This window comes from Kitasatospora brasiliensis (assembly GCF_032654805.1).
Lineage (GTDB): Bacteria > Actinomycetota > Actinomycetes > Streptomycetales > Streptomycetaceae > Kitasatospora > Kitasatospora brasiliensis.
In genome coordinates, this window is the sequence record NZ_JAUOOW010000004.1 from 344,484 (window position 1) to 371,082 (window position 26,599).

Annotated in this window: 21 protein-coding genes; 15 read left to right on the forward strand and 6 right to left on the reverse strand. The window is 74.9% G+C overall.

Going from position 1 to position 26,599, the window contains the following annotated elements; genetic code table 11:
• Window positions 1–152 precede the first annotated feature (152 nt).
• The 8 genes from QWJ13_RS17695 to QWJ13_RS17730 all read left to right on the forward strand — a co-directional run bounded on the left by QWJ13_RS17695 (window position 153) and on the right by QWJ13_RS17730 (window position 10,309).
• A complete protein-coding gene (locus QWJ13_RS17695; RefSeq protein WP_316525539.1) occupies window positions 153–998 on the forward strand; it encodes a phytanoyl-CoA dioxygenase family protein in 846 nt (281 codons plus the stop codon).
• An 11-nt stretch (window positions 999–1,009) separates the two neighbouring features.
• Complete coding sequence (locus tag QWJ13_RS17700; protein ID WP_316525541.1) at window positions 1,010–1,579, forward strand: DUF6309 family protein; 570 nt, start codon at window positions 1,010–1,012, stop codon at window positions 1,577–1,579.
• The gene (locus QWJ13_RS17705; RefSeq protein WP_316525542.1) at window positions 1,576–5,772 is read left to right on the forward strand and encodes an SDR family oxidoreductase; all 4,197 of its coding nucleotides are present in this window, start codon (window positions 1,576–1,578) and stop codon (window positions 5,770–5,772) included. Before QWJ13_RS17700 ends, QWJ13_RS17705 begins: the two co-directional genes overlap by 4 nt.
• Before the next feature lie 11 nt (window positions 5,773–5,783).
• Window positions 5,784–7,040, forward strand: a complete 1,257-nt coding sequence (locus tag QWJ13_RS17710; protein ID WP_316526010.1) for an aspartate aminotransferase family protein — start codon at window positions 5,784–5,786, stop codon at window positions 7,038–7,040.
• Between the two features lie 12 nt (window positions 7,041–7,052).
• Window positions 7,053–7,916: a TauD/TfdA family dioxygenase gene (locus tag QWJ13_RS17715; RefSeq protein WP_316525543.1), complete on the forward strand. Its 864-nt coding sequence runs from the start codon at window positions 7,053–7,055 to the stop codon at window positions 7,914–7,916.
• On the forward strand, window positions 7,913–8,689 hold the full coding sequence (locus QWJ13_RS17720; RefSeq protein WP_316525544.1) for an SDR family oxidoreductase: 777 nt from the start codon (window positions 7,913–7,915) through the stop codon (window positions 8,687–8,689). The genes QWJ13_RS17715 and QWJ13_RS17720 overlap by 4 nt, the downstream gene beginning before the upstream one ends.
• Before the next feature lie 3 nt (window positions 8,690–8,692).
• Window positions 8,693–9,439 carry a methyltransferase domain-containing protein gene (locus tag QWJ13_RS17725; RefSeq protein ID WP_316525545.1) on the forward strand — a complete coding sequence of 249 codons (747 nt, stop codon included), beginning with the start codon at window positions 8,693–8,695 and terminating at the stop codon, window positions 9,437–9,439.
• A gap of 90 nt (window positions 9,440–9,529) precedes the next feature.
• Entirely contained in the window at window positions 9,530–10,309 is a 780-nt protein-coding gene (locus QWJ13_RS17730) for a DUF8832 domain-containing protein (RefSeq protein WP_316525546.1), read from the forward strand.
• A gap of 219 nt (window positions 10,310–10,528) precedes the next feature.
• Here the strand turns inward: QWJ13_RS17730 and QWJ13_RS17735 are convergent, their stop codons facing one another.
• Window positions 10,529–11,218, reverse strand: coding sequence for a Tat pathway signal sequence domain protein (locus tag QWJ13_RS17735; protein WP_316525547.1), 690 nt, complete (start codon window positions 11,216–11,218; stop codon window positions 10,529–10,531).
• Between the two features lie 230 nt (window positions 11,219–11,448).
• Between QWJ13_RS17735 and QWJ13_RS17740 the strand changes: the two genes are divergently transcribed.
• Both QWJ13_RS17740 and QWJ13_RS17745 read left to right on the forward strand, forming a co-directional pair.
• The gene (locus QWJ13_RS17740) at window positions 11,449–12,252 is read left to right on the forward strand and encodes a methyltransferase domain-containing protein (protein ID WP_316525549.1); all 804 of its coding nucleotides are present in this window, start codon (window positions 11,449–11,451) and stop codon (window positions 12,250–12,252) included.
• Window positions 12,253–12,391: 139 nt separating this feature from the next.
• A complete protein-coding gene (locus QWJ13_RS17745) occupies window positions 12,392–13,264 on the forward strand; it encodes an NAD-dependent protein deacetylase (protein WP_316525550.1) in 873 nt (290 codons plus the stop codon).
• Between the two features lie 14 nt (window positions 13,265–13,278).
• Here QWJ13_RS17745 and QWJ13_RS17750 read toward each other — a convergent pair whose 3' ends face one another.
• Both QWJ13_RS17750 and QWJ13_RS17755 read right to left on the reverse strand, forming a co-directional pair.
• Window positions 13,279–13,881 carry a hypothetical protein gene (locus tag QWJ13_RS17750; RefSeq protein WP_316525551.1) on the reverse strand — a complete coding sequence of 201 codons (603 nt, stop codon included), beginning with the start codon at window positions 13,879–13,881 and terminating at the stop codon, window positions 13,279–13,281.
• A 185-nt stretch (window positions 13,882–14,066) separates the two neighbouring features.
• On the reverse strand, window positions 14,067–14,951 hold the full coding sequence (locus QWJ13_RS17755; RefSeq protein WP_316525552.1) for a winged helix-turn-helix transcriptional regulator: 885 nt from the start codon (window positions 14,949–14,951) through the stop codon (window positions 14,067–14,069).
• A 105-nt stretch (window positions 14,952–15,056) separates the two neighbouring features.
• Between QWJ13_RS17755 and QWJ13_RS17760 the strand changes: the two genes are divergently transcribed.
• Window positions 15,057–16,322: an MFS transporter gene (locus QWJ13_RS17760; protein WP_316525553.1), complete on the forward strand. Its 1,266-nt coding sequence runs from the start codon at window positions 15,057–15,059 to the stop codon at window positions 16,320–16,322.
• Window positions 16,323–16,408: 86 nt separating this feature from the next.
• Here the strand turns inward: QWJ13_RS17760 and QWJ13_RS17765 are convergent, their stop codons facing one another.
• Together QWJ13_RS17765 and QWJ13_RS17770 are read right to left on the reverse strand one after the other, a co-directional pair.
• Entirely contained in the window at window positions 16,409–17,452 is a 1,044-nt protein-coding gene (locus tag QWJ13_RS17765; protein ID WP_316525554.1) for a hypothetical protein, read from the reverse strand.
• Entirely contained in the window at window positions 17,442–17,963 is a 522-nt protein-coding gene (locus QWJ13_RS17770) for a SigE family RNA polymerase sigma factor (protein WP_316525555.1), read from the reverse strand. The genes QWJ13_RS17765 and QWJ13_RS17770 overlap by 11 nt, the downstream gene beginning before the upstream one ends.
• A 175-nt stretch (window positions 17,964–18,138) precedes the next feature.
• Between QWJ13_RS17770 and QWJ13_RS17775 the strand changes: the two genes are divergently transcribed.
• Window positions 18,139–19,482 carry a GH1 family beta-glucosidase gene (locus QWJ13_RS17775; RefSeq protein WP_316525556.1) on the forward strand — a complete coding sequence of 448 codons (1,344 nt, stop codon included), beginning with the start codon at window positions 18,139–18,141 and terminating at the stop codon, window positions 19,480–19,482.
• A gap of 45 nt (window positions 19,483–19,527) precedes the next feature.
• Here the strand turns inward: QWJ13_RS17775 and QWJ13_RS17780 are convergent, their stop codons facing one another.
• Complete coding sequence (locus QWJ13_RS17780) at window positions 19,528–20,655, reverse strand: NADH:flavin oxidoreductase (RefSeq protein ID WP_316525557.1); 1,128 nt, start codon at window positions 20,653–20,655, stop codon at window positions 19,528–19,530.
• Window positions 20,656–21,285: 630 nt separating this feature from the next.
• Between QWJ13_RS17780 and QWJ13_RS17785 the strand changes: the two genes are divergently transcribed.
• The 3 genes from QWJ13_RS17785 (at window position 21,286) to QWJ13_RS17795 (ending at window position 26,546) form a co-directional block, all read left to right on the forward strand.
• The gene (locus QWJ13_RS17785) at window positions 21,286–22,320 is read left to right on the forward strand and encodes an AfsR/SARP family transcriptional regulator (protein ID WP_432277544.1); all 1,035 of its coding nucleotides are present in this window, start codon (window positions 21,286–21,288) and stop codon (window positions 22,318–22,320) included.
• Window positions 22,321–22,384: 64 nt separating this feature from the next.
• On the forward strand, window positions 22,385–24,592 hold the full coding sequence (locus QWJ13_RS17790; protein ID WP_316525558.1) for a TOMM precursor leader peptide-binding protein: 2,208 nt from the start codon (window positions 22,385–22,387) through the stop codon (window positions 24,590–24,592).
• Entirely contained in the window at window positions 24,585–26,546 is a 1,962-nt protein-coding gene (locus tag QWJ13_RS17795; protein WP_432277545.1) for a TOMM precursor leader peptide-binding protein, read from the forward strand. The genes QWJ13_RS17790 and QWJ13_RS17795 overlap by 8 nt, the downstream gene beginning before the upstream one ends.
• Window positions 26,547–26,599: the final 53 nt, after the last annotated feature.

A 26,599-nucleotide genomic window follows, 5' to 3' on the forward strand; every position in this document is an offset into this window, starting at 1 on the left:
CGATTCAGCCGTGGCGGCCGCGGCGCCTGTGACGGACGCTCCGCCGCCACCCGAGGTCTGGATGACCCCCGTGCACCTCCATGCCCGTGCCACCGCCCGTGGCGCCAAGCCCCAGTGTGCCCACCGCCGAACGGAAGGAGGGGATCGGTTCGGTGACGCTGTTTCCCGGAGGGCGTGAGGCCCTCGACACCGAGCACCGCCGTCAGTTCCTGGAGTCCGGGTACCTCGTCCTGCCCGGTCTGCTGCCGGAAGCGCTGCGCGAACGGCTCGCCCCCGAGGTCGACCGGTGGGTCGACGAGGGCCTGCGCGCCCGGTCGATCGCCGCGTGCACCGATCCGTTACGCCACGGGCCGCCCCCGCTCCTGGAACTGGAACTGCCCGCCCACGGCGAACTCCTCACCCACCCCCCGCTGATGCGGGCCCTGGCCCGGCTGATCGGGCCGGACTTCGTCTTCCACCACCTGCACAGCGACCGCCAGGACCCGGGGGTGCCGGGCAAGGCCTGGCACCACGACTGCGAGCCCAACGACCGCCGCGACCCGTCGCTGCTGATGGTCCACACGCTGCACTACCTCGGCGGACTGGACGAGAAGGTCGGCTGCCTGGCCGTACTGCCCGGCTCCCACCTGCGCGCCGCCGACAAGACCGCCTTCGCCCACCGCGGCACCGCGCGACTGCCCGGCGAGGTGGTGATCGACCGGCTGCCGCCCGGCTCGACGGTGCTGCTCAACTCGGCGCTGTTCCACACCCGCAGGCCGGCGCCCGAAGGGCCGGGCCGGCCCCGCTACTTCGTCGACGCCTCCTACTGCCAGGTGGGCGCGCGCTGGCGCCCGGTGAAGCCGTACTGGCGGCAGATGCTCGCCCGGGCCCGCGAACTGGACCTGGCCGACGGCCAGTGGCCCGAGCTGTTCGCGGAGCGGCACTTCACCGAGTACGCCGGTGCCGAGGGCGTCGGGTACGCCGACGCCGCTCGCACCGAGTACACCGGAACCGTCTGAGGAGCACTGCCGTGGAGATCGTCACCGCCGTCGCCTACCCCGAGGTGCACGACGCCTACCTGCGGGACCACCCGCTGGAGCGGGCCCACGAGGCGAACAGCAACATGTACGGCGAGGAGAGCCTCGAACGCGCCGACCGGATCCCCGGCGGCTGGTGGCGGATCCGGCTGTCCCGGGCGGACGTGCTGGGCGTCGTGCTGCCCTGGCACCTCAGCGAGGGCGGCGCGCTCGAACTGGTGCCGCGCTCCGGGCTGACGGTGGCCGAGGCGGCCGAGCGGATCCGGGTCGGCGGGGCCGCCTGGGGCGCCGCCAACCCGGTCTGCGCGGCGAAGCTGCGGCTGCTCGGGCAGGCCCCGTTCACCCCCGTCTTCCTGAGCACCGCCCCGATCGACCACTCCGACTACGGAGACCTGGAGGTGCGGTCCGGCCTGATCCATGTCGACGGCCTGCACCGCATGCTCGCTTGGGAGTTGAGCGGACGACTGCCCGAAGGGGCGCGGCTGGACGGCTACCTGGCGGGAGACCCGGAGGTGGGCGCCGGGCCCGCCCGGGCGGGCCGGAGGAGGGGCGGTTCGGCGTGACCTCCGCGACGCGGCACGTCCGGTCGGCGTCCAGTCTCAACGACGCCGGTTCGCTGCCCGAACTGCTCGCACACCTCGCCCGGGCCCACCCCGAGCGGCCCGCCCTCGGCGACGGGGTGCGCACCTTCGACTACCGCACGGTCGACGCCGCGGCCGACCGGATCGCCGCCCGGCTGGCCGCCGCCGGCACCGGCCGGGGCGACCGGGTCGCCCTGGTCGGGCCCCGGGACGCCCGGATGCTGGTGCTGCTGTACGGGGTGCTGCGCTCGGGCGCCGCGGCCGTGCTGGCCGACCCGGACTGGTCGGCCGCCGACCTGGCCCGGCGGCTGGCCGCCGTGCGGGTGGCCCGGGTGCTGGCCACCGAGGACGGGCTCGGCGGCGAGCCGGTCGACCTCGCGGCGCTGCCCGACCTGCCGCCGGTGCGGTCCGAGGTGCGGGGCGAGGACCTCGCCTACCTCTCCTTCACCTCCGGGTCGAGCGGCGAGCCCAAGGCGGTGGCCGTCACCCACGCCAACGCCGTGCACTACGCCAGGGCGCTGGCCGGGCGGCTCGGCCTCACCGAGGCGGACGCGCCGTGCGCCGCGCACGTCACCACCCTGGCCGCCGACCTCGGCCACACCGCCTGGCTGCTCGCCCTGGCCACCGGCGGCGCGGTGCACCTCGTCCCGGACCACGAGGTGCGCGACCCGGAGGCCTTCTGGGCCTCCCTGCGCCGCGCCCGGGTGGACGTGCTGAAGACCACCCCCTCACACCTGACCGCCCTGCTGGAGGGCCGCCCGGCCGACTCCGCGCCGCTGCACACCGTGCTGCTCGGCGGCGAGCCGCTGCCGCGCCCGCTCGCCGCCGCCCTGCTCGACGGCGGCACCACCCGGCGGCTGGCCAACCACTACGGCCCGACCGAGACCACCGTCGGCGCCACCTGCCTCCTGGCCACCTCGGCGCGCCACCTGCCCGCCGAGGAGCCGACCGTGCCGATCGGCAGCGGGATCGGCGAGGTGCTGCTGACCGTGGTGGACGGCGCGGGCCGGGCGGTGCCGGACGGCACGGTGGGTGAACTGCTCATCGGCGGCCGGGGCGTGACCGCCGGGTACTTCGGCCGGCCGGCCGAGACCGCCCGCGGCTTCGTCCGACACGACGGCCACCTCATGTACCGTACCGGCGACTTGTGCCGACGGCGGGCGGACGGGAACCTGGTCTTCCTGGGCCGGGTGGACCGCCAGGTGAAGGTCCGCGGCTACCGGGTGGACCTCGCCGAGGTCGAGCGGGCCATGGACGGCTACCCGGGGGTCGCCCGCTCGGCGGCGCTGCTGCGGGAGGGCTCGCTCGGCAACCAACTGGTCGGCGTGGTCCGGCTGGTGGACGGCTTCGGCGGGCCCCCCGGAGGGTCATCCGGCGGGCTTGAGGGGCTCGTCGCTCACCTGCGGGACCGGCTGCCCGGCTACTCCGTGCCGCAGCCGATCCTGGTGCTGCCGCACTTCCCGGTAGGGCCGAACGGCAAGCTCGACCGGCAGCGGCTGGCCGAGCTGGCGGCCGAACTGGTCGAGGCCCGAGCCGAGTCGAGCGGCACCGCCGGCAGCGGCCTGGCCGGGGAGATCGCCCGGTTCTGGGCGGGCGCGCTCGGCCTGCCCGCGGTCGGGCCGCGCGCCGACGTGCTGGGACTCGGCGGGGACTCCATCCTCGCCATGCGCACCATCGCCTTCCTGCGGCGCTCCGGCCTGCGGGTCGCCTACGAGGACTTCTACCGGCACCCGACGGCCGAGGGCCTGGCGGCGGCCGCCGTCCCGGCCGCGCCCGTCGTCCCGGCCGCGGCGGGCGCCCCCGAGGGAGGGCAACTCGCCCCGGCACAACGGTGGTTGTACCGTCGGCGGTCATTGCGGGACGTGCGGCACTGGAACCAGTCGGTGCTGCTGCGCTGCCGCACCGCCGTCGAGCCGCAGGCGCTCTCGGCGGCCGTCGCGGCCGTGCTGGAGCGCCACCCGGCGCTGCGCCGCCCGATCTCCCCGGAGGGCTGCGGGGAGCCCCGGCCGGTGGCCGGTCTCGACCCGGTCTCCTACTCCCGGATCCCGTGCGCGGCCGAGGAGATCGCCGACGCCGTCGCCGGGGTCTGCACCGAACTCCACCGCAGCCTCGACCCGTCGGCCGGCCGGCTGCTGCGCGTCCACCTGTTCTCCGGCCCGCCCGGCACCGACGACCGGCTCGCGCTGATCGCGCACCACCTGGTGGTCGACGGGCTGTCCTGGCGGATCCTGCTGGACGACCTGGCGCAGGCGTACCGGGCGGTGCTCGACCACAAGCCCGCCGACCTGCCGCCGACGGCGGACTTCTACGCCTGGGCGGCGGCGGAGCCCGCGTCCACACCGGACGTCGCAGAAGCCGCCGTCGAGGACGCGGCCGTCCAGCACCCCGCCGCGCTCAGCTGGACGCTCGACCCGGAGCCCACCGCCCGGCTGATCGCCCGACACGGCGCCGGGGCCGGGCTGGAGGCCGTCCTGCTCGCCGCCTTCGCCGAAGCCGTCACCACCATCGCCACCGTCACCGGCGGCAGCGGCCGCCCCCGGCTCGCGGTGGAAGTCGAGACCCACGGCCGGGACGCGGTCGGCGACCCGGGCGAATTCCTGGACACCGTCGGCTGGTTCACCGCCGCCAAGCACATCGAGCTGGACGCCGGGGCCACCCCGGACACCGTGGCGCGGCGGCTGCGCGAGGCGCCCGTCCGGCCGATGGACGCACCCGGGGAGCGGCCCGCCGTCGGCTTCAACTTCCTCGGCACCTTCCGGCTGCCCGAGGAGCCCGCGCTGGACTGGACCGTCGCCGCCGAGCAGGCCGGGGTGGCCCGCTGCGCCGGGGGCGACCCGCTGTACGAACTGCGGCTCACCGCGCGGGTGGTGGAGCGGCGGCTGGTGGCCGACCTGGTGTACGGCCGGCCCGAGCTGTCCGATGAGGCCGCCGAGCGGATCACCGGCCGGTTCGCCCGGACCGTGGCGGCCGAGGCCGGGGCGCCGGAGGCCGCACCGCCGGTCCGGGCACCGCTGTCCACCTCGGGCCAGCTGCTGCACTCCGGCGTCGCCCCGATGGCCCGGGCGAGCGTGCGCGAACCCGCCCGGGTGCTGCTCACCGGCGCCACCGGCTACCTCGGCCGCCACCTGCTGGAAGCGTTCCGTCGGCGCGGCGCCGAGGTCACCTGCCTGGTACGGGCCGCCGACGACGCCGAGGCGCTGCGACGGCTCGGCCGCGGCGCCGGGCTCCGTCCGGCCAGGGCGCTCGCCGGGGACATCGACCGGGACGGCCTCGGCCTCTCCCCGGCCGGACTGGACCTCGCCCGGGGCGCCCACCTGGTGGTGCACGCGGCGGCGGACGTCCGGCTGGTGGCCTCGCCGGACGAGCTGGAGCGCACCAACCACACGGCGGTGCGCCGACTGCTCGACTGGGTCGGGGAGCACGCCCCGGACGCCCGGCTCCACCACGTCTCCACGCTCGCCGTCTCGGGCGGCGTGGACGGCCCGCCGCGCCGCTTCAGCGAGGCGGACCTGGAGATCGGCCAGCACTTCCGCACCCCGTACGAGCGGACCAAGTACCGGGCCGAGCAGGCCGTCCGGGCATGGGCCGCCGGTGGCCGCGCCGGCTACCTGCACCGCAGCGGCCACATCGCGGCGCACAGCCGCACCGGCGCGTTCCAGGCCAACGCCGGCGACAACCGGATCTACCAGCTGATCCGCGGCTACCTGCTGGCCGGCGCCGCGCCGAGCCGGCCGGACACCGCGTTCGCGTTCTCCCACGTGGACACGGTGGCCGCCGGGATCGCCGCGATCGCCCTCGACCCGTACGCCGCGCCCGGCGCGTACCACGTGGAGTCCCCGCACGCCGTCCCGCACGACGAGCTGGTGGGGTGGCTGGCCGGGCACGGCCACCGCGTGCGGCTCACCGACGAGGAGGGCTTCGCGGCCGCCCTCGCCCGGGCCGAGCGCCGCCACCCGACGGAAGCCAGGGTGGCCGCGGCCTGGGCGGCCCAGGAGGAGCGCCGGGTCCTGGTGGACAGCACGTACACCACCGCGGTGCTCGACCGGCTGGGCGTGCGCTTCGCGGCGCCGACCCCGCAGTGGTGGTCGGCCGCGCTCACCTGGGCCGCCGAGGCCGGCTACCTGCCGCCCGTCGGCCCGAACCCACTCACCCGTGAAGGCAGGACCAACCCGTGAAGGCAGGCCCCGTGTCCCAGCTCTCCCCGGTGCTCAAGCAGGCCACCCCGGTCGTCGCCGTCCGCGGCGAAGGCCTCCACCTCTACGACGCCGACGGCCGTCGGTACCTCGACTTCACCTCCGGCGTGGGGGTGACCAGCACCGGTCACTGCCACCCGCGGGTGGTCGAGGCCGTCCGGGAACAGGCCGGCCGGCTGATCCACGGGCAGTACACCACCGTGCTGCACGACCAACTCCTCACCCTCGCCGAGCGGTTGGGCGAAGTCCTGCCATCCGGCCTGGACACGCTGTTCTTCGCCACCGCCGGCACCGAGGCGGTGGAGGCCGCGCTGCGGCTCGCCCGGCAGGCGACCGGACGGCAGAACGTGATCGTCTTCGAGGGCTCCTTCCACGGCCGGACCATGGGCGCGGCCTCGCTCACCACGGCCGGCATCCGGTTCCGGGCGGGCGTCGGACCGATGATGCCCGGCGTCGCGGTGGCGCCCTTCCCGGCCGCCTTCCGGCTCGGCCTGTCCGAGGAGGAGGCCGTGGCGCACGCCCTGCGCGGACTGGACGAGGTGCTCGCCACCGTCTCCGCGCCCGCCGAGACGGCCGCGATGTTCGTCGAGCCGGTGCTCGGCGAGGGCGGCTACGTGCCGGCCCCGCCCGGCTTCCTGGCCGGGCTGCGCGAGCGGGCCGACCGCCATGGCATCCTGCTGGTGATGGACGAGGTGCAGAGCGGCTTCGGCCGCACCGGCCGGTTCTGGGCCCACGAGTACGAGGCGGGGGTGGTGCCCGATGTGCTGATCACCGCCAAGGGCCTGGCCAGCGGCTTCCCGCTGTCCGCGATCGCCGCGCCCGCCGAGCTGATGGGCCGCGCCTGGCCCGGTTCGCAGGGCGGCACGTACGGCGGCAACCCGGTGGCCTGCGCCGCCGCGCTGGCGACCCTGGAGGTGCTGCGGGAGGAGCGGCTGGTCGAGAACGCGGCCGAACAGGGGGCCCGGCTGCTGGCCGGACTGCGGGCGGTCGCCGCCGGGGCGCCCGGGATCGCCGACGTCCGCGGGCTCGGGCTGATGGCGGCCGGCGAGTTCTGCCGCCCGGACGGCACCCCGGACCCGGAGACGGCCCGGCGCGTCCAGCAGGCGGCGGCCGAGCACGGGCTGCTGCTGTTGCTGTGCGGCATCCATGTCAACGTGGTCCGGATGATCCCCGCGCTGGTCGTCACGGCCGAACAGATCGACGAGGGCCTGGAGCTGTGGGCGAAGGCCGTCTCGGCCGGCTGCCGGTAGGGAGGAGAGGGCATGGATGCGGTGACCGAAATCGGCTGGAGCAGCCTGGAGTTGGAGGCCCGACGGGAGCTCTGGTCGCTCCCGCTGGGGGAACGGGAGCGGCGGCTGCTCTGGGCCGACGCGCGGGCCGGGACGTGGGGCGAGGCCGAGGAGGTGCGCTCCCGGCTGCGGGAGTTCGTCCGGGACGCGGCCGGCTCGGTCGGCATCACCCATGTGAGCGGCCTGGTGGACCCGTCCCACCCGGAGCAGGAGATCACCGAGGTGCTCTCCTTCCTGCTGGGGGACTTCGGGCGGATCGTCCCGCAGAACGGGCGCGGCGACCTCACCGCGGTGCTGCGCGACCAGGACGGCGACGGCAACACCGAACTCGGCTTCCACTGCGACACCTGTGACCTTCTGGTCCTGCTCTGCCTCCAACCCGCCTTCGACGGAGGCGGGTTGACCAAACTGGCGAGCGCCCGGCACGTGCACGACCTGATCGAGCGGGAGCGGCCGGACGCGCTGCGCACGCTCCGCGAGGACTGGACCTTCGACCGCACCGGCCGGTCCGGCCCCCAGGTGGTGGTCACCCCGATCCTCTACGACCGCAAGGACGGGACGATCGGCTGCTACTACCAGACCCGCACCGTCCGCTCATCCCCCGACCGCGGCGGGCCGGAACTGACGGATCGCCAGTGGGAGGCGCTGGGCGTACTGGACGAGGTGCTCTACCGGCCGGAGATCGCCTTCGGGCTGCCGATGGGCCCCGGGGACCTGCTGATCATCCGCAACAGCCGGGTGCTGCACGGGCGTTCCCCGTACGTCGACGAACCCGGGCCCTACTCCCGGCGGATGCTGCGGATCTGGCTCAACGAGGGGGAGGAGTGGACGCCGTGAGGGGAGACGGAGGCGCGGCCGCGCCGCACGGGCGGGTGGCGATCGTCACCGGCGGGGGCAGCGGCCTGGGCCGGGCCTCGGCGCTGGCCCTGCTGGCGGCCGGCTGGACGGTGGTCGTGGCAGGGCGCCGCAAGGACGCGTTGGAGGAGACCGCGGCCCTGGCCGGGCCCGAGGCCGAACGGGTACTGCCCGTCCCGACCGACATCCGCAGCCCGGAGGAGGTCGCCCGGCTCTTCGATGCCACCGTCGACCGGTACGGGCGGCTGGACCTGCTGTTCAACAACGCGGGCGCCGCCGCCCCGCGCCGGCCGATCACCGAGACCCCGTTCGAGGACTGGAACCGGGTGCTGGACACCATCGTCACCGGCGGTTTCCTCTGCGCCCGCGAGGCCTTCCGGGTGATGAGCGCCCAGACCCCGCAGGGTGGGCGGATCATCAACAACGGCGCGCCCTCGGCCTATGCGCCGCGCCCGAACTCCATCGCGTACACGGCCGCCAAGCACGCCGTCCTCGGCCTCACCAAGGTGCTCGCCCTGGACGGCCGGCCGTACGGCATCTCCTGCGGGCAGATCGACGTCGGCAACGTCACCCCGGTGGACGGCGGCCCGCAGCCGGCCGCGATGCAGGCCGACCGGACGATGGCCGTCGAGGCGACCATCCCGGTGGAGCGCTTCACCGAGGCGCTGGTGCTGATGGCCTCGCAGCCGCCGGACACCACCATCCAGTCCCTGGTGGTGCTGCCGACCACCATGCCGTTCATCGGGAGAGGTTGAGCCTTGCTGGTCAGTGCACGTTCCTTCGCGGACTACCGGGCGATGTTCGCGCTGGGGGACCAGGACCTGGAGCAGCGCATCCTGGACTGCCCGGCCGGCGCGGCGAGCTTCGTGGCGGAGGCCGGGCGGCGCGGCGTCGATGCCGTCGCCGTCGACCGCCAGTACGCCGAGCACCGCGAGGAACTGGGCCCGCTGGTGGAGCGGGAGACCGCCTTCAAGCGCGAGCTGCTGGCGAAGGAGACCGAGGGCTACGTCTGGTCCTGGTACGCCGACGCGGACGACCTGATCCGCCAGTGGACCGCCAACGCCCGCGCCTTCCGGGCCGATATCGCCGCCCGCCCGGAGCGCTACCTGGCCGGCTCGCTGCCGGAACTCCCCTTCGCCGACGACTCGTTCGACCTGGTGCTCAGCTCGCACCTGCTGTTCTCGTACGGCAGCCGGCTCGACGGGGAGTTCCACCGGGCGGCCCTGCTGGAGCTCGCCCGGGTCGCGCGGCGCGAGGTGCGGATCTTCCCTCTGGTGCTGCACGACACCGGAGAGCGCTACCAGGGGCTGGACCGGCTGCGCGCGGAACTGGCCGCCCTCGGGGCTCCGAGCCGGGTGGAGCGGGTGGCCTACGAGTTGCGGCCCGGGGAGAACGAGATGCTGGTGCTCTCCACCGCGGGCTACCGGGCCCCGGCCCGGACCGCGCCGGGGGCGGCGGGAGCCGCGGACCCGGTGCGGTGGCGGCACCGGGAGGCGGGTGGCTGATCCCGCACTGTCCGGAATGCCCGTGGGGGGTATGTGGAGTGGTGGGTATTCCCGTGGACAACAGGCCCCCGGAGGGCCAGGGTTGTCGGCATGACGACGCATCAGCACCATGAGCACCACGAGCACGGGACGCACCACACGGAGCACGCGCACCACGCGCACCACGGCGCTCCCCAGGGGCTGGCGGCCTCCGATCAGGGCTTCACCCTGGTGCCGGAGACCGTCGGCCTCACCGGGGAGTTCACCTTCCGCATCACCGACGCCGACGGCAAGCCCGTCACCGCGTACGAGCCGCAGCACGAGGCGCTGCTGCACCTGATCGTGGTGCGCCGCGACCTCTCCGGCTACCGCCACGTCCACCCCGAGCTGGGTGCCGACGGCACCTGGCGGGTGGCGACCCCGTTCGACGGCCCCGCCGACTACCACGCGTACGCCGACTTCAAGGCCGCCGGCGCCGACCCGCTCACCCTCGGCGTGGACCTCGCCATCCCCGGCGAGTCCACCGCCCGGCCGCTGCCCGAGCCGGCCGCCACCGCCGAGGTCGACGGCTACACCGTCACCCTGGCCGGGGAACTGGTCGCGGGCCAGGGCGCGCCGCTCACCTTCACCGTCACCCGCGACGGTGCCCCGGTGGCCGACCTCCAGCCCTACCTCGCCGCCTACGGCCACCTGGTGGCCCTGCGCGCCGCGGACCTCGCCTACCTGCACGTCCACCCCAACGGCGAGCCCGGCGACGGCACCACCGAGCCCGGCCCTGACATCACCTTCCACGCCGTCGCCCCGACCGCCGGCCCGTACCGGCTCTACCTGGACTTCAAGCACGGCGACCGGGTGCACACCGCCGAGTTCACCGCCGTCGCCGGCGACTGAGGCCGCGCCGCGCCGCTCGACGCCCCGGCCGTCCACCACAGGGCCCGCTTGCCGGCCTGCCGGTCGGAGGCGGGCAACCGCCACACCTCCCGCGCCTCGAACCCCTTCGCCACCGGCCGGGGGAGTGTAGCGGCCGGTGCTCGCGTTGTCCGGGGACAAGGCGCCGGGGCGGGTACGGCGACGTGCGCCGTACCCGCCCCGGCGGCGTGCGGGCGGCGGTCAGTTGACGTAGACCGCCGGGCTGCCCGCCTGGCTGGTGTCGGTGACCGGGCCGAACGTCGCCGAGAAGTACCCCTCGCCCGGACAGAGCGTCGAGCCGGTGCTCTTGACGAAGTGCTCGGTGTTGAAGGCCAGGCTGTGCGCGGTGTTGTCGGCGTTGCCGGTGAACGCGCCGCTCAGCTGGTAGGTGCAGGTGATGGTGCCGAGCAGGGTGTTCAGCACCGCGGAGGCCTGGATCGTCCCGGCGGACCCGCCGCTGAGGGTGACCGGCAGGCCGGGGGCGTCGGAGACGGTGACGACGTACGGCAGGTTGCCGACCGTCAGGCTGCGCACCGAGGTGACGCCGGTGACGTTGGAGGTGCACGACCCGAAGGTCATCCCGGTCAGCGACGCGGTGGCGCTGCCCGGCGCGGCCGGGTTGCTCTGTGCCGTGGCCGAGAACTGCGAGGTGGCGCAGGTGACGCCGGTGGTGCTGGTCGAGGTCGAGTAGAAGGTGGCCTTGGTGCCGGCGGCGAGCGGTGCGGCGAGCGCGTCGCCCGCGGCGACGGCCGGGCCGCCCAGGCTTCCGGTGGTGAGCACCGGGCCCGCGGCGAGGGGTGCCGGTGCGGCGGTGGCGGGGACGGCGGCCAGCGCGAGCCCGGTGGCGGCGCAGACGGCGGCGGTGACGGCGAGGTGGCGGCTGAAGCGCATGGAAGAGCCTCTTTCTCGGTGAGGGGCGAGAAGACGACCTCTGGCGGCTCCCGGGCGGTTGGGGGCCGGGGGAGCGCGCGGCGTTTCCGGGCTCCATACGTTCCAGGGCTGACCAGGCGCCGTCAAGGCGATGGACCGAACTTGCTGACTTTTCGTCAGCAAGGCGGGCCGGATGCGGCCCTGGGGGAGCCGGTGCGGCGCCGGGAGGTGCGGCTGCGAGAATCTCCCGCATGGCTGAGCACGACAACGACCACGGCTACCTCCTGGACAACCGGCAGACCGAGGCGGGCATCCGGTTCGGCGCCCTCGCCGAGCTGTTCGACCCGGTGACCTTCCGGCACGTCGACGCCCTCGGGATCGGCCCCGGGATGCGCTGCTGGGAGGTCGGCGCGGGCGGCCCCTCCGTGCCGCTCGGACTCGCCGAGCGCGTCGGCCCGACCGGCACGGTGGTCGCCACCGACATCGACGTCTCCTGGACCGCCCCCGCCGCCGGCGGCGTGATCGAGGTGCTGCGCCACGACGTGGCGGGCGACCCGCCGCCGCCCGGCGGCTTCGACCTGGTGCACGCCCGGCTCGTCCTGGTGCACGTCGCCGACCGCGCCGAGGCCCTGCGCCGGATGGTGCAGGCGCTGCGCCCCGGCGGCTGGCTGCTCCTGGAGGACGCCGACCCGGCGCTGCAACCGCTGCTCTGCCCGGACGAAGCCGGCCCCGACGAGCGCCTCGCCAACCGGCTGCGCTCCGGCTTCCGCACCCTGATGGCCGGGCGCGGCGCCGACCTCCGGTACGGGCGGACGCTGCCCAGGGCGCTGCGTGAGGCGGGCCTGGTCGACGTCCAGGCCGACGCGTACTTCCCGATCACCTCCCCGGCCTGCGCCGTGCTGGAGGACGCCACGGTCCGGCAGATCCGGCGGCTGCTGGTGGGCGAGGGGCTCGCGACGGAGGAGGAGATCGAGCGCCACCTGGCCAACGTCGCCTCCGGCCGGCTCGACCTGGCGACCGCCCCGATGATCTCCGCCTGGGCGCGTCGCCCGTGAGCCCGGTCGCCCGTAGGGGCGGTCGGTCGTGACACCGGTCGCCCGTAAGGCCGGTCGCCCGTAAGGCCGGTCGGTCGTGACACCGATCGGTCGTGACACCGGGCAGCCGCCCGGGGGCCGTCGATCTAACCTCGACGGTATGGACGCGTTCGAACACCCAGGCGGCCCCGGCCCGGTCGTCCCGCCAGGGCAGCAGCTGGAAGCCCTGGTACGGCTGCTGGACCGGCGTGGCGCGGTGGTGCTCAGCGGGGCGGGCCTGTCCACCGAGTCCGGAATCCCCGACTACCGCGGCGCCACAGGTCGGCACCGCAGCGGCACCCCGATGACGTACCAGGAGTTCACCGGAAGCGCCGACGCCCGGCGCCGCTACTGGGCCCGCAGCCACAGCGGCTGGCCCGCGATCGCCGGTGCCCGGCCCAACGCCGGGCACCGGGCGGTGGAACGGCTGCGCCGGGCCGGGCACATCACGGCGGTCATCACCCAGAACGTGGACGGGCTGCACCACGCGGCCGGCACCCGGGAGGCCGTCGAGCTGCACGGCGGGCTGCGCCGGGTGGTCTGCCTCGGCTGCCGCCGCACCAGCACCCGGGCCGAGCTCGACCGGCGGCTGGAGGACCTCAACCGGGGCTTCCGCCGGTCCGGCGCGGAGCTGCGGCCGGACGGCGACGCACGGCTGCCGCAGCCGCTGGTGGACGGCTTCCGGGTCGCCGCCTGTGCGGACTGCGGCGGAGTGCTCAAGCCCGACGTGGTCTTCTTCGGCGAGAACGTCCCGGTGCCCAGGGTCGAGCGCTGCTACGAACTGGTCGACGGGGCGAGCTCGCTGGTCGTCCTGGGCTCCTCGCTCGCGGTGCTCTCCGGGCTGCGCTTCGTCCGCCGGGCCGCCCGGGCGGGGCTGCCGGTGGCGATCGTCAACCAGGGGCCGACCCGCGGTGACGAACTCGCCGCGCTGCGGCTCGACCTGCCGCTGGGGACGGCCATGACGGAGGTCGCCCGGCTGCTCGACGCGCCCTGACCCGCCCGGCTCGTTCAGCCGGCCGGTTGCCAGGGCCGTCCGGGCACCCACAGTGGCGCCCGGCCGTCGCGCGGCATCGAGCGGGCCGCGGCCTGCTCCAGCCAGGCGTCCACCCGCTCCGGATCGCCCTCGCACTGCTCCACCAGCGCCGCCGCGGCGATCCGGGTGCAGCACAGCACCAGGGCCAGGGTGTCCTGGCGGTGGTGCCGCTCCCGTACGTAGGCCTCGCCGCGCTCGTCGATGCGGCGGTTCTCGCCCGTCCCGTCCCCGGCGGCCAGCGCCTGGACCCCGTGCCACACCAGGGTCAGCGCGCAGGGCTCGGCCGGGTGCGAGGTGCCGTCCCGCTGCGCCTGTTCACGGGCCTCCGCCGCGCGCTGCCCCAGCCACCCCAGCGCCGCCGGCCCGTCCTCCCCGCAGGACCGCAGGACCAGTTCCGCGGCCCGGAGCGCGACGCCCCGCAGCACCGCGGGTGCGGGCACCCGCAGCCCGGACGCCGGCGCGTCGCCGAACGCCAGCCAGACGTCGGCGAAGGAAGCGGCCCGCAGCCCGCCCAGCCAGGCTGGTGCCCCGGCCTCCCTGCCCAGCCACTCCTGCGCCCCCAGCCGTACCAGCCCCACGGCCGTCAGAGTTGCCGCGTCCCCGTCAAGCCCCCGCAGCCAACCACTTCGCGCCACCGCACACCCCCGTCAGCGTTTCACCACCCCGTGAGGGCTCATCCCACCACACCGGGACGGGAACGAACTAGACAGGGTCACGTCACAATCTTCGGCGAGCTGCCGATCGGGGCAGGTCGGGGCCGTCGTCAGCCCCGCGCAAGGCGGTCGATCAGGCCAATCGCGTCCTCCACCGAGCCTGCCGGGTCGATCACCGGGTAGAGGACTCCCCGGATGGTACGGGTGGCGTCCAGGACGAGGGTGAGGCGCTTGAGCCGGTCGACGCCCGCCGCCCGGAAGGTGGGCAGGCGCAGCGCGGCGGCCAGCTGGAGGTCGGCGTCGGAGAGCAGTGGGAAGGGGATGCGGGCGTGCTCGGCGAACGCGGCCAGCTGGTCCGGGCGTTGGGTGCTGATGCCGTGGACCCGGGCGTCGCGGGCGGTGAACTCGGCCATCCGGTCGCGGTAGGTGCTGGACTCCAGGGTGCAGCCGCCCGCGCCGGGGATCTCTCCCCACCCGGGCGGGTAGTCCAGGCCGCCGGGGGCGTACGCGCCGGGGTAGCAGTAGAGCACCGTCCAGTCGGCACCGGCCACCACGGGGTCGGTCGACTCGCTTGTGGTGCTGGTGAGTTCCAGATCCGGCAGGCGGCGCCCGGTCAGGCCGTGCACCCGGCGGGTCTCGGCGGAGTCGGCGGTGCTGGTCCCGGAGAGCGAGCCGTCGCCCAGGACGTACCGGCCGCCCCAGTCCTGGAGGGCGACCAGCAGGGGCAGCAGGCCGCGTCCGCGTTCGGTGAGGTGGTACTCGTAGCGCGGCGGGTGCGGGTGGTAGAGCCGCTTCTCCAGGACGTCGTCGGCGACCAGCGCCTTGAGGCGTTCGGTGAGGACCCGGCGGCTGATGCCCAGTCCGGTGCACAGGGCGTCGAACTGGTGGGTGCCGCCGGCGATGTCCCTGATCAGGAGCAGTGTCCAGGCGTCGCCGACCACGGCCAGGGCCTGGGAGATCGCGCAGTCGGGGTCCGCCGCTTCGGTGTGCCGCATGACTGCCGATTATAGTGAGTTCCAAAATGGAACCCACTTGCCGTCGGACAGGGAGGGCGGACGGGTGGGGCGCTCGCGACAGAAGGGGTGGGACCGGAAGTGGATGTGACGACGCGAGAAGCGGCAGCCGCGACGGAGCGCGGGGCGGGGGACCGAATACGGGTGACCGGGGCGGGGGTGTTCTGGCGCTACTGGAGCGGATCGCTGGTCAGCCGCCTCGGCGACCAGGTGACCACCGTCGCCCTGCCGCTGATCGCCGTGGTCACCCTGCACGCCACCGCCTGGCAGGTCGGCCTGATCACCGGCGCCGGCTACCTGGCCTGGCTGCTGGTCGGCCTGCCGGCCGGCGTCCTGGTCCACCGGCTCCCGCTGCGCGGCACCCAGGTGGTGATGGACCTGCTGCGCGGCCTGGCCGTCGCCTCGGTGCCGGTGGCGGCCGCCCTCGGCGTGCTCGGCCTGCCGCACTTGGTCGTGGTCGCGCTGCTGGTCGGCCTGGCGAGCGTGGTCTTCGACGTCGGCAACTCCACCTTCCTGCCGTCGATCGTGCCCAAGGACCAGCTGACCGCCCGCAACAGCCTGCTCTCCGGCAGCAGCGCCGCGACCGAACTGGCCGGCCCCTCGCTCGGCGGGGTACTGGTCCAACTCGTGGGCGGCGCCGCCGCGATGGTGCTGGACGCGGTCAGCTACCTGGTCTCGGCCGCGCTGCTGCGCAGCCTGCCGCGCGCACCGCGGCCGACCGGCGGCCCGGGCGGCGCCGGGATGCGCGAGCAGATCCGCGAGGGCTGGCACTTCGTCACCCGGCACCCGGTGATCGGGCCGTGCGCCGCCGACGCCACCGCCGTCAACTTCGTGGCCGGCGGGCTGATGACCCTCACCCCGGTGTTCCTGGTCACCACCCTCGACGCCCCGCCCGCCGCCGTCGGCGCCCTGATGGCCACCGGCGGCCTGGGCAGCCTGCTCGGCGCCGCCCTCACCCCCCGGGTGGTCTCCCGGATCGGCAGCGGCGGCGCCCTGCGCTGGTCGGCGCTGGTCGCCGCGCTCTTCACCTTCCTGCTCCCGGCGGCCGGCTCCGGCTGGGCGGCGGTGGTCTTCGCGGTCGGCAACGCGGGCTTCTCGGCGGGCGTCGTGGTCACCAGCATCGTCACCCGCACCCACCGGCAGACCCACACCCCGCCCGAGCTGCTCCCCAGGGTGATGGCCACCGTACGGTTCGTCTCCTGGGGCGCCATCCCGGTCGGCGCGCTGCTGGCCGGCGCCGCCTCCACGGCCTGGGGTCCGCGCACGGCACTGCTCCTGCTGGCGGTGTGCAGCCTGGCGAGCCCGGCGATCCTGGCGGCCGGTCCGATCCGCCGGGTGCGCGAACTGGCGTAGCGGCCAAGCCCGGTGGCCCCGACCCAGCCTGGCCGCGCGCCCGACTCCTCGATGCCGCGTGAGCATGGTGGGGCCGAGCGCTTCGGTCAGCGGACCTCGGCCACCCAGGGGCCGTACTTCGCCTTGATGTCCGCCCCCGCGGACTGCCACTGCGGGGTGTCGACCACCACGCCGGTGCCGTCGATGGCGAGGGTCAGCCCCTCGATCTCCACGCCCTTGGCCCGCCATTGCTCGGTGTCCGCGCCGATCCGCTTCAGGAACGCCAGGAGCTGGGTGCGGGAGCCCACCGCGTCGGCGAACGTCACCTTCACCAGGGGCCAGCCGGCCGCCATGCGGGCCACCTCGGCGTCCAGCCCGCTGCCGGGGACGCGCATCACGAAGAGCGTGTTCGTGGTGCTGTCGCGGCAGGTGCCGAAGTAGTGGTCGGGGTAGCCGTCCATTCCCAGGGACTCGATCTGCTGACCGGCCCACCCCGCACCGAGCGTCGCCGGATCGCCCGCCGAGGGCGAGAGCGTGCCGCTGCCCGTGGACCCGGGCCCGGCGGACGGCGATTCGGACGTCGAGGGGAAGGCGGAGGACGGCAGGTCGGACGGCGCGCCCGGTGACGTGGAGCGCGACGAGGAGTAGCCCTGTGACGGGTACCCCGACGACGGATTGACGGACGACGGATCGACGGACGACGAAGGCCCGGTCGTCGGCGATCCCGAGTCCGTGGGACCGGGGTACGGGGCCCACGGCGTCAGCCGGTCCGACGGCGACGGCGACGTGGGCAGCTCGGTCCGGTGCTGGTGCCAGCCGGGTGTCCGCATCGACGTGGGCCCGCCCAGGCAGTTCAGCATCACGGCCGGATGCCCCTGGATCGCCGGGCTGGGCATCGGGCTCACGATGCCGGCGCCCATCCCGGCGGGCCCGGTACGCCCGGGCCCGATACCGCCGCCGAGCTGCGTCAGCACCCCCACTCCGGCGACCACCACGGCCGTCGCCGTCACCATCCGCACACCCGTCTGCCGGCGGGCCCGGCGCTGCCCGGCCTCGTGCAGTTCGGCCAGTGGCGGGGTGCCGCCGACCCCCGCCGCGTGCGTTCCGAGCCGAGTGACCAGCTCCTCCTCGAACCTGTCCTCAGCGTTCACGGCTCACCAACTCCCTCACCGGTTCCAGTTCCTGTCGAAGCGCCTTGATGCCGCGCGCCAGGTGGGTCTTCACCGTGGGCACCGAGCACCCCAGTTCCTCCGCCACCTGCGCGACCGGCAGGTCCAGGTAGTAGCGCAGCACCACGGCCGCCCGCTGGCGCCGAGGCAGCCCGGACAGCGCGGTCGCCAGCTCGTCGTCCCGTTCGGCGTCCTGGGCGGCGGGCCCGTCCGGCAGCGCGGAGGTGAGCACCTCACGCCTGGTCCGGCGCCACCGCGAGACGTGGGTGCGGACCATCGTGCGGCGGACGTACCCCTCGCTCGCCTCCGCGTCCCGGATCATGGCCCGTCTCGGGTACACCTGCGCCAGGGCGTCGTGCAACAGGTCCCGAGCGTCATGGACGTTCCCGGTGATCAAGTACGCCCCCCGCAGCAGGGGCTGGTACCTGGCCGCGACGAACTCGTCGAACGGGTCGGATCCGGAGCCCGCCGGGCGGATCGATTCGCGCTTCATACCCCCAGGACGCACCGGCGATCGGAAACGGATGACAACGGATGTCATCTGATGGAGAGACTTTTGTCCCATGGGGGGCGTGCGGGCTCACGGCCCCGCCGACGGACGGCCTCTGGTGCTTCGCCGCCGCGTCGGTAACATGAGTTCTCCTCACGTTTCTGTCAGGAGGCCGCACATGCCGGACCGCTTCGACCTGCCGGAGGACTTCCGCTGGGGCGCCGCCACCGCCGCCTACCAGATCGAGGGGGCCGTCGGGGAGGACGGCCGAGGCCCCTCCGTCTGGGACGTCTTCGCCGCCCGGCCCGGCGCCGTCCGCGACGGCCACACCGGCGCGGTGGCCTGCGACCACTACCACCGCTACCCCGAGGACATCGAGCTGATGCGCGGGCTCGGCCTCGACGGCTACCGCTTCTCCATCGCCTGGCCCCGGGTCCTGCCCACCGGCGCGGGCCCCGTCAACCCCGCCGGACTGGCCTTCTACGACCGTCTGGTGGACGCCTTGCTGGCGGCGGGCATCACCCCGCTCCCCACCCTCTTCCACTGGGACCTCCCGCAGGCCCTGGAGGACGGCGGCGGCTGGCTCCACCGCGACACCGCCTACCGCTTCGCCGAGTACGCCGCCGTGATGGCCGACCTGCTCGGCGACCGCGTCCCCACCTGGATCACCCTCAACGAGCCCTTCGTCCACACCGTCTTCGGCTACGCCACGGGCACCCACGCCCCCGGCCGCACCCTGATGTTCGAGGCCCTCCCGGCCGCCCATCACCAGCTCCTCGGCCACGGCCTGGCCGCCGCCGTCCTCCACGACCGCGGCCTGGCGGCGATGCTCTCCAACAACCTCACCCCGGTCCGGCCGGCCTCCGGCGCCGCCGCCGACATCGCCGCCGCCCAGGCCTACGACACCCTCCACAACCGCCTGTTCACCGACCCGGTCCTCCTCGGGCGCTACCCCGACCTCTCCGTCCTCGGTGTCCCCGACGACATCTTCGGCGCCGTCCACCCGGGCGACCTCGACCTCATCCACACCCCCGGCCTGGACGGCCTCGGCCTCAACTTCTACAACCCCACCCGCGTCGCCGCCCCCACCGCCCCGGGCCTGCCCTTCGACCTGGTCGACATCCCCGACGTCCCCCACACCGCCTTCGGCTGGCCCGTCGTCCCCGACGCCCTGCGCCAACTCCTCCTCGGACTCCGCGACACCTACGGCAAGGCCCTGCCGCCCGTCACCATCACCGAGAACGGCTGCTCCGTCCCCGAGTCCACCACCCCCGACCAGCCCCGCATCGACTTCATGTCCGCCCATCTCGACGCCCTCGCCCAGGCCATCGCCGAGGGCATCGACGTCCGCGGCTACTACACCTGGTCCCTCCTCGACAACTTCGAATGGGCGGAGGGGCTGTTCAGCCAGCGCTTCGGCCTCGTCCACGTCGACTTCGCCACCCAGCAGCGCACCCCGAGGGCCTCCTACGCCTGGTACCGCGACCTGATCGCCGCCCACCGGGCGCGGTTCGCGAGGTAGGGGAGTCAGGCCCCGGCGTTGCCGGGGCCTGACGGTGGGGCGGGGTCAGCTCAGGGTGCGGACCGCCGCGGCGTCGTAGGGGTGGAGGTCGGCGAAGCGGCCGGCGAGGACCTTGGCGGCCCACTGCGGGTCCTGGAGCAGGGCGCGGCCGACGGCGACCAGGTCGAACTCGTCGCGCTCCAGGCGGTCGAGCAGGTCGTCGATGCCCTGGACGGGGGCGCCCTCGCCCCTGAAGGCGTGGACGAAGTCGCCGTCGAGGCCGACCGAGCCGACGGTGATGGCGGGGCGGCCGGTCAGCTTCTTGGTCCAGCCGGCCAGGTTGAGGTCCGAGCCGTCGAACTCGGGGACCCAGTAGCGGCGGGTCGAGGCGTGGAAGGCGTCGACGCCGGCCTCGGCCAGCGGGGCGAGGATCGCCTCCAGCTCCTCGGGGGTCTCGGCGAGGCGGGCGTCGTAGTTCTCCGACTTCCACTGCGAGTAGCGGAAGATCACCGGGAACTCCGCGGAGACGGCCTCGCGCACCGCGGCGACGAGCTCGGCGGTGAACTTCGTCCGGGCGACCGGGTCGCCGCCGTAGGCGTCGGTGCGGCGGTTGGTGCCGGCCCACAGGAACTGGTCGAGCAGGTAGCCGTGGGCGCCGTGCAGTTCGACGCCGTCGAAGCCGATCCGCTCGGCGGCCGCGGCGGCCTCGGCGAACGCGCCGATGACGGCGTCGAGGTCGGCCCGGGTCATCGCCCGCCCCGTCCCCTCGGTGCCGTCCAGCCGGATGCCGGACGGGCCGATGGCGGGGGCGTCGGCGAACGGCGGGTCCCCCTGCTTGCGGACCATGCCGATGTGCCAGAGCTGCGGCACGATGGTGCCGCCCGCCGCGTGGACGTCCTCGGCGACGCGGGCCCAGCCGGCCAGCTGCTCCTCGCCGTGGAAGCGCGGGATGTCGTCGGCCTGGCCGGCGGACTCGTGGCCGACGTACGTTCCCTCGGTGACGATCAGGCCGACGCCCGCGGCGGCGCGGCGGGCGTAGTAGGAGCGCACGTCCTCGCCGGGCACGCCGCCCGGGGAGAACCTGCGCGTCATCGGGGCCATCGCGATGCGGTTGGGCACGGTCAGCCCGTTGATCGTGACGGGCCGGGACAGGATCTCGGCCGCGCGGGAGGCGGAGGGCACGGTGCCGGTCATGGGAGTCCTTGCGGGTAGCGGTGGCGTGCACCGGGACGGAGACGGTTGCCTGTAGCAACCACCTCGGCGGCCCCCGCATTTCATCGCCCGTGTGGGGCCTGCTGTGATCCGCGCCACGGCGCGCCGGCTCGCGTCCGCGCGGATCGGAGGGTGCACGGGTCTGGCGCAACGGTTGACCGCACGCCATCATGGGCTGTCATCGCCGAAGGCGGCGACCCCTCGTGTGCGGCCCCCTCACCCGCCCGTCGCATCGTGCGACCGGGCCGGGCCGTGCAGGACCGGTCGGGGTCCTTCCGCTGCTCTCGTACCGCTCGTCGCGGGCGCTGCCCGAGCATGGCGTTCGTATGCGGACGACCGTTGTCCCGGTCCGTTCGCGGTCAGGTGCGCCCGTCTTGCGAGGATGGTTACCGGCGAGTCATGAAATCTTGCTGAAAGCGGAGCAAGAGCATTGACTCGACTGATCTTCAGCCCATACGGTCTGGCCCTGTCAAAACGGGCGGCCCCCGGCGGATGGGCGCGCCGAGCACGCGTCCCGCGTCATCGCGGGGCTGGTTCGTATCGAGTCAATTCTTCGGCGGCGCACGCCTTCGGCGTGCCCGGACGCGATGGTCGACAGGGGGCGAGGTGGGCATGGCGGCGGAGGTCGGACAGGACGGCGGAGCCAGGTTCACCGTGCTCGGACTGCTCGCCATCGCGGACCGCCGGGAGACGGCGGTGCTCCAACCGTCCAAACCCGCCTCGCTGTTGGCGGCCCTGCTGACCCGCCCCAACGCGGTGGTGCCGGTGGAGTCGCTCCAGCGGGCGATCTGGGGCGAGGAGATCCCGGCGACGGCCAAGGCGGCGCTGCACTCCTGTGTGCTGAGGCTGCGGCGGCTCTTCGCCAAGTACGGCATCTCCGGCAGCACGATCGAGGCGCTGCCCGGCGGCTACCGGATGGCGGTCGACGCGCACACCCTCGACCTGCTGGAGTTCCGCGAGCTGCTCGGGCGGGCCGACCGCGCCACCGACCCGGTGGCCGAACTCGCCCTGCTGCGTGCGGCATTGGGGCTCTGGCAGCCGCCGGTGCTGGGCAATGTGCACTCCGACGTCCTGCACCGCGAGGAGGTGCCGCGACTGGCGGAGGAGTGGCTGCGGACCGTCGAGCGCGTCTACGACATCGAACTCGCGCTGGGGCGATGTCGCGAAGTCCTGGCCGAACTCCGGCCGTTGGCCCGGTCGCACCCGTCCCACGAGCGGTTCTGGGAGCAGCTCATCGAGGCGCTGTACCGCACCGGTCGGCGCGCCGACGCCCTCGCCGAGTACCGTCGGGTCCGCGACCATCTGCACGACGAACTCGGCGTCGACCCGGGACCGGCGCTGCAACGCCTCGAACTCGCGGTGCTGCGCGGCAAGCCGCCGACGATGCCAGGCTCCCCGCCGGCCCGGGCACCCGGGCGGCATCCGGCCGAAGACGTGGACACCGCCCAGCCCCCGGCGCCGGACGCGACGACCGCGCCCGCCACCGGAGAAGTCGTCCTCGCCGGCCTGGTGCAGGCCGGGCTCCTCCAGGAGGGCCCGTGCGGCCAGTACCGGGTGACCGAACTGCTCCGCGCCTTCACCCGTGCGGCGGCGGGCAGTTGGGCCCGTGCCCCGGGAGGGCCCAGCCCGGCGCCGCCGACCGCCTGAGCCGATCCGTTCCATCCGCGCGGCAGTCAGCCGCCCCGTTGCGTACCACTGAGGTGTGAGGGACATGCCCCCGTACGAGGAGATCGCCGACAGCCGTCCACGGATCCGCCGCGACGTGCTGTACACCCAGACCCCCGAGGGGGTGCTGTTCCACAACGCCCACGGCGGCTTCAGCCTCACCGCGAAGGACGCCTACCGCTTCGCCTCGCTGATCGTGCCGCACCTGAACGGGCACCACACGGCGGCCGAGATCAGCAAGGGGTTCGGCGAGCACCACCGCAGCATGCTCACCGAACTGGTCCGCACCCTCTACGCCCGCGGCTTCGCCCGCGACGCCGGACCGGCCCCCGAAGAGCCCTCGCCGCTCGCACCCGAGGTCATCGCCCGCTTCGGTCCGCAGATCGAGTACATCGACCACTACGTGGGCGAGGCCGAGGAACGCTTCCACCGGTTCCGGGAGACCAGGGTCGCCGTCCTCGGCGAGGACGAACTCGCCCGGTGGAGCGCGCTCAGCCTGGTGCGCAACGGCTGTGCCACGGTCGGCGTGCTGCCGGGCCTGGCCGAACTGGCCGGCTTCGCCGAGATCGAGTCGGAGGCCGCCGCGCTCGCCAAGGCCGGCTGCCCGGTGACGGTCGCCACCCTGCCGGCCGGCGCCGCCCTGGGATGGGCGGAGCTGGACGGGTACGACATCGTCCTGGTGACCGGCCCGGCCGGGCCCCGGCGCACCAGCCGACTCCTGGAGGCCGGCCTCCCGGACGGCCGGCTGCTGCTGCCCGCCTGGACGATCGGCGCCAACGCGGTGATCGGCCCGCTGATGTCCGCCGACCGCACCGGCTGCTGGGCGTGCGCGGCCCTGCGCCTGGGCGCCAGCGGCCTGCCGGGCGACGCGGCCGAACTGTGGAGCGGCCTCGCGCCCCTGGCGCCACTGGCCCCCACCGGCCGGGAGCCCCACGGGCCGCTCGCCGCGATGCTCGGCAACCTGCTCGGCTACGAGGTCTTCCGGCTCACCACCGGCGCGCTGCCGGCCGAGACCGACGGCCGGCTGCTGGTGCAGGACGTGGACTCGCTGGACGTCGTCGGCGAGCCGCTGCTGCCGCACCCCCGGTGCCCGCGCTGCGCCGACCACACCGCACCGGACCTCGCCGACCTCAAGCTCGATGACGAGAGCGCCGAGCGCGCCGAAGGCGACGCGCACCAGCCGACCGAGCAGGACGCCTCCGAGGCGGCCCTGGCCGAACTGGACGCCCGAGCCGTCCTGGTCGGCCCGTACGCCGGGGTGTTCGCCGGCTACGCCGACGACGCCTGGCGGCAGACCCCGCTGAAGGTCGCCACCGTGAGCCTGGACCTGGCCCCCGGCCGACGGCGGGACATCTCCGCCGCCGACGTGCACCACGTGGCGGGAGCCCGGCTGCGCGCCCTGTACCGGGCCGCCGAGGTCTACGCCGAGCACGTCGTCCCGCCCGTCCCGGCGGGCCAGGACGTCATGGAACTCCCCAGGGTGCGACCGGAGTCGCTGGGCACCGCCGGCGGCGTGCCGCTGGACACCGTCCGCGACTGGAGCCCGGCGGCCTCCCTGCTGACGGGCGAGCGGATGCTCGTCCCCACCGCCGCGCTGCGCACCTTCGGCCCGTACAACCGGGACCGGGCCTTCGAGGCCACCTCCGCCGGCACCGGCGCCGGCGGCTCGCTCGCCGAGGCCGCCGCGCGCGGCCTGCGCACGGCGCTCGGGTACGACGCGCTGCGCCGGGCGCTGCGCGGTCAGCTCGCCCCGGCCACCGTGCCGGCGGCGCTGCTCGACCAGGACACGCAGCTCACCTTCCTCGCCCGCTCGGCCCGCAACCACGGCGTGGAACCGGAGCTGCTGCGGCTCGGCGGCGCCGACGAGCCGCTGCCGGTGGTGCTGGTCAGGGCTGTCGACCCCGGCACGGACCGCTACCGCTGGGCCCTCGGCAGCGGCCTGGGCCTGCGGGACGCCGTACTGGAGGCCGTCCGCGACCTGCTCGGCGCGGTGCAGCTCGACCGCGACCCGGCCGCCGTGGGCGGTGCCGACGGCGGCGACCCGCTGATCGGCGAACTGGACCCGGCCGTGCTGATCCCCACCGGAGAGGCCGAGGCGGAGGCGGAGACCGTGCTCGCCTGGGCCCAGGTGCTGGAGCGGCTCCGGGCCGGCGGCCGGGACGCGCTACTGGCCCCGTGCGGCCCGGCCGACCTGCGGGCCGGTCGGATCGAGGTGGTCAAGGTGCTGCTCACGCACGGGACCTCGGATGCCTGAGGACGTCCTGAGCCGTCCGCTCGACACCGGAGCGCCCCTGGGCCCACCGGCGGTGAGCACGGCGTACACCGGGCCCTGGCGCGAGTTCATCGACGCCCTGGCCGAAGAGCTGACGCATCGTCAAGTGCTGCCGGTGGAACTGGCGATGCTCGGCGCCCGCGACGAACTCACGGCGGGCGAGGGAGACGCCGGGGCCTGGCCGGTGCCCGTGCACTTCTACAGCCACCACGCCATCGTCGGCCCGGACGCCCCACCCGCCACCGACCGCGACGGCGCCTCGCCCTGCCCCCGCTGCCTTGCCCGGCGCTGGCAGGCCGTCCGCTCCGGGCCGCTGCGCGAAGCGCTCGAACTGGGCTCCGGCACCAGGGCGGCGGGCAGCCCGCCGTGGGCGGTGCCGTTCCTCACCGACGCGCTCGCCGCACTGCTCGCGGCCCGCGCGCAGCGCCCCCGGACGAGCCGGGACAACCACCCCACCGTCCACCTGCTCGACCTGGAGACGCTGCACGTCAGCGGCTTCCCGCTGCTCACCGACGCGGAGTGCCCCCGGTGCGACCACCGCACCGAGGACAGCGCCGAGGCCGCCCGGATCGAGCCGGTGAGCCGGCCGAAGCGCTCGTCCGACGACTTCCGGCTGCGCCCGGTCGAGGAGTACGGGCTGTCGCTGCCCGCGTTCGTCAACCCGGTGGCCGGGATGCTCGGCCCCTCGGTGGTCCCCGATCTGGTCTCCGCCTCCACCTCGTCGACGGTCGGCTGCTTCACCATGCGCTCCGGCGACTACCTGCGGGAGTGCTTCTGGGGCGGCCACACCCCCACGTACCGGGGCAGCACCGAGGTCGGCCTGCTGGAGGGGCTGGAGCGGTTCGCCGGGATGCGGGCACGCGGCAAGCGCACCACGGTGGTCGCGGCCTTCGACGACCTCGGCGACCAGGCGCTCGACCCCCGGGCCTGCGGCCTCTACTCCGAGGAGTTCCACCGCGAGACCGGGGTGCGGCCGTTCTCGCCGAGCCGGCCGATCCCCTGGGTCTGGGGCTGGTCGCTGCGCGACGACCGGCCGCTGCTGGTGCCCGAGATCCTGGCGTACTACCACGCGCCCGGCGGGCTGGAGAACCGCTTCGTCCAGGAGAGTTCCAACGGCTGCGCCTCCGGCGGCTGCCTGGAGGAGGCGGTCTACTTCGGGCTGATGGAGGCCGTCGAGCGGGACGCCTTCCTGCTCGCCTGGTACGGCCGGCTCGCGCTGCCCGAGCTGGACGGCCGGAGCAGCACCAGGCCGCAGACCCGGGCGATGGTGGACCGGCTGGAGATGTACGGCTACCGGGCCCGCTTCTTCGACACCCGGATCACCTTCCCGATCCCGGTGGTGACCGCCGTCGCGGAACGGATCGACGGCGGGCCGGGCCGGCTCTGCTTCGGGGCGGGCGCCAGCCTGGACCCGGAGGCGGCGCTCTGGGCCGGCCTGTGCGAGATCGCCACCGACGCGGTCAACCTGCGCAGCCGTACCGCCCGGGAGGAGCGCCGACTGCGGGCGATGGCCGAGGACTTCGACCAGGTGCGGGTGCTGCACGACCACCCGCTGCTGTACGGGCTGCCCGAGATGGCGCGGTACGCCGACTTCCTGCTGGAGGAGGAGCGCGAACCGGCCCCGCCGCGGCGGCTCGCCGAAGGGTCGATCGCGCCCTCCGACGACCTCCGGGAGGACCTGCGGCGCTGCGTCGACGCGGTGGCCGCGGCCGGCTTCGACGTCGTCGTGGTCGACCAGACCATGCCCGAGCAGCGCGCCTCGGGCCTGCACACCGCCTCGGTGCTGGTCCCCGGGCTGCTGCCGATCGACTTCGGCTGGCGGCGCCAGCGGGCGCTGACCATGCCCCGGCTGCGGACCGCGCCGCGCGCGGCCGGTCTGCGCGAGCACGACCTGCTGGCGGAGGACCTCAACCCCGCCCCGCACCCCTTCCCCTGAGCCCCGCCCAGCCTGGGCGCCGGCGGCAACCGACCGCCGGGACGCGCCAGACG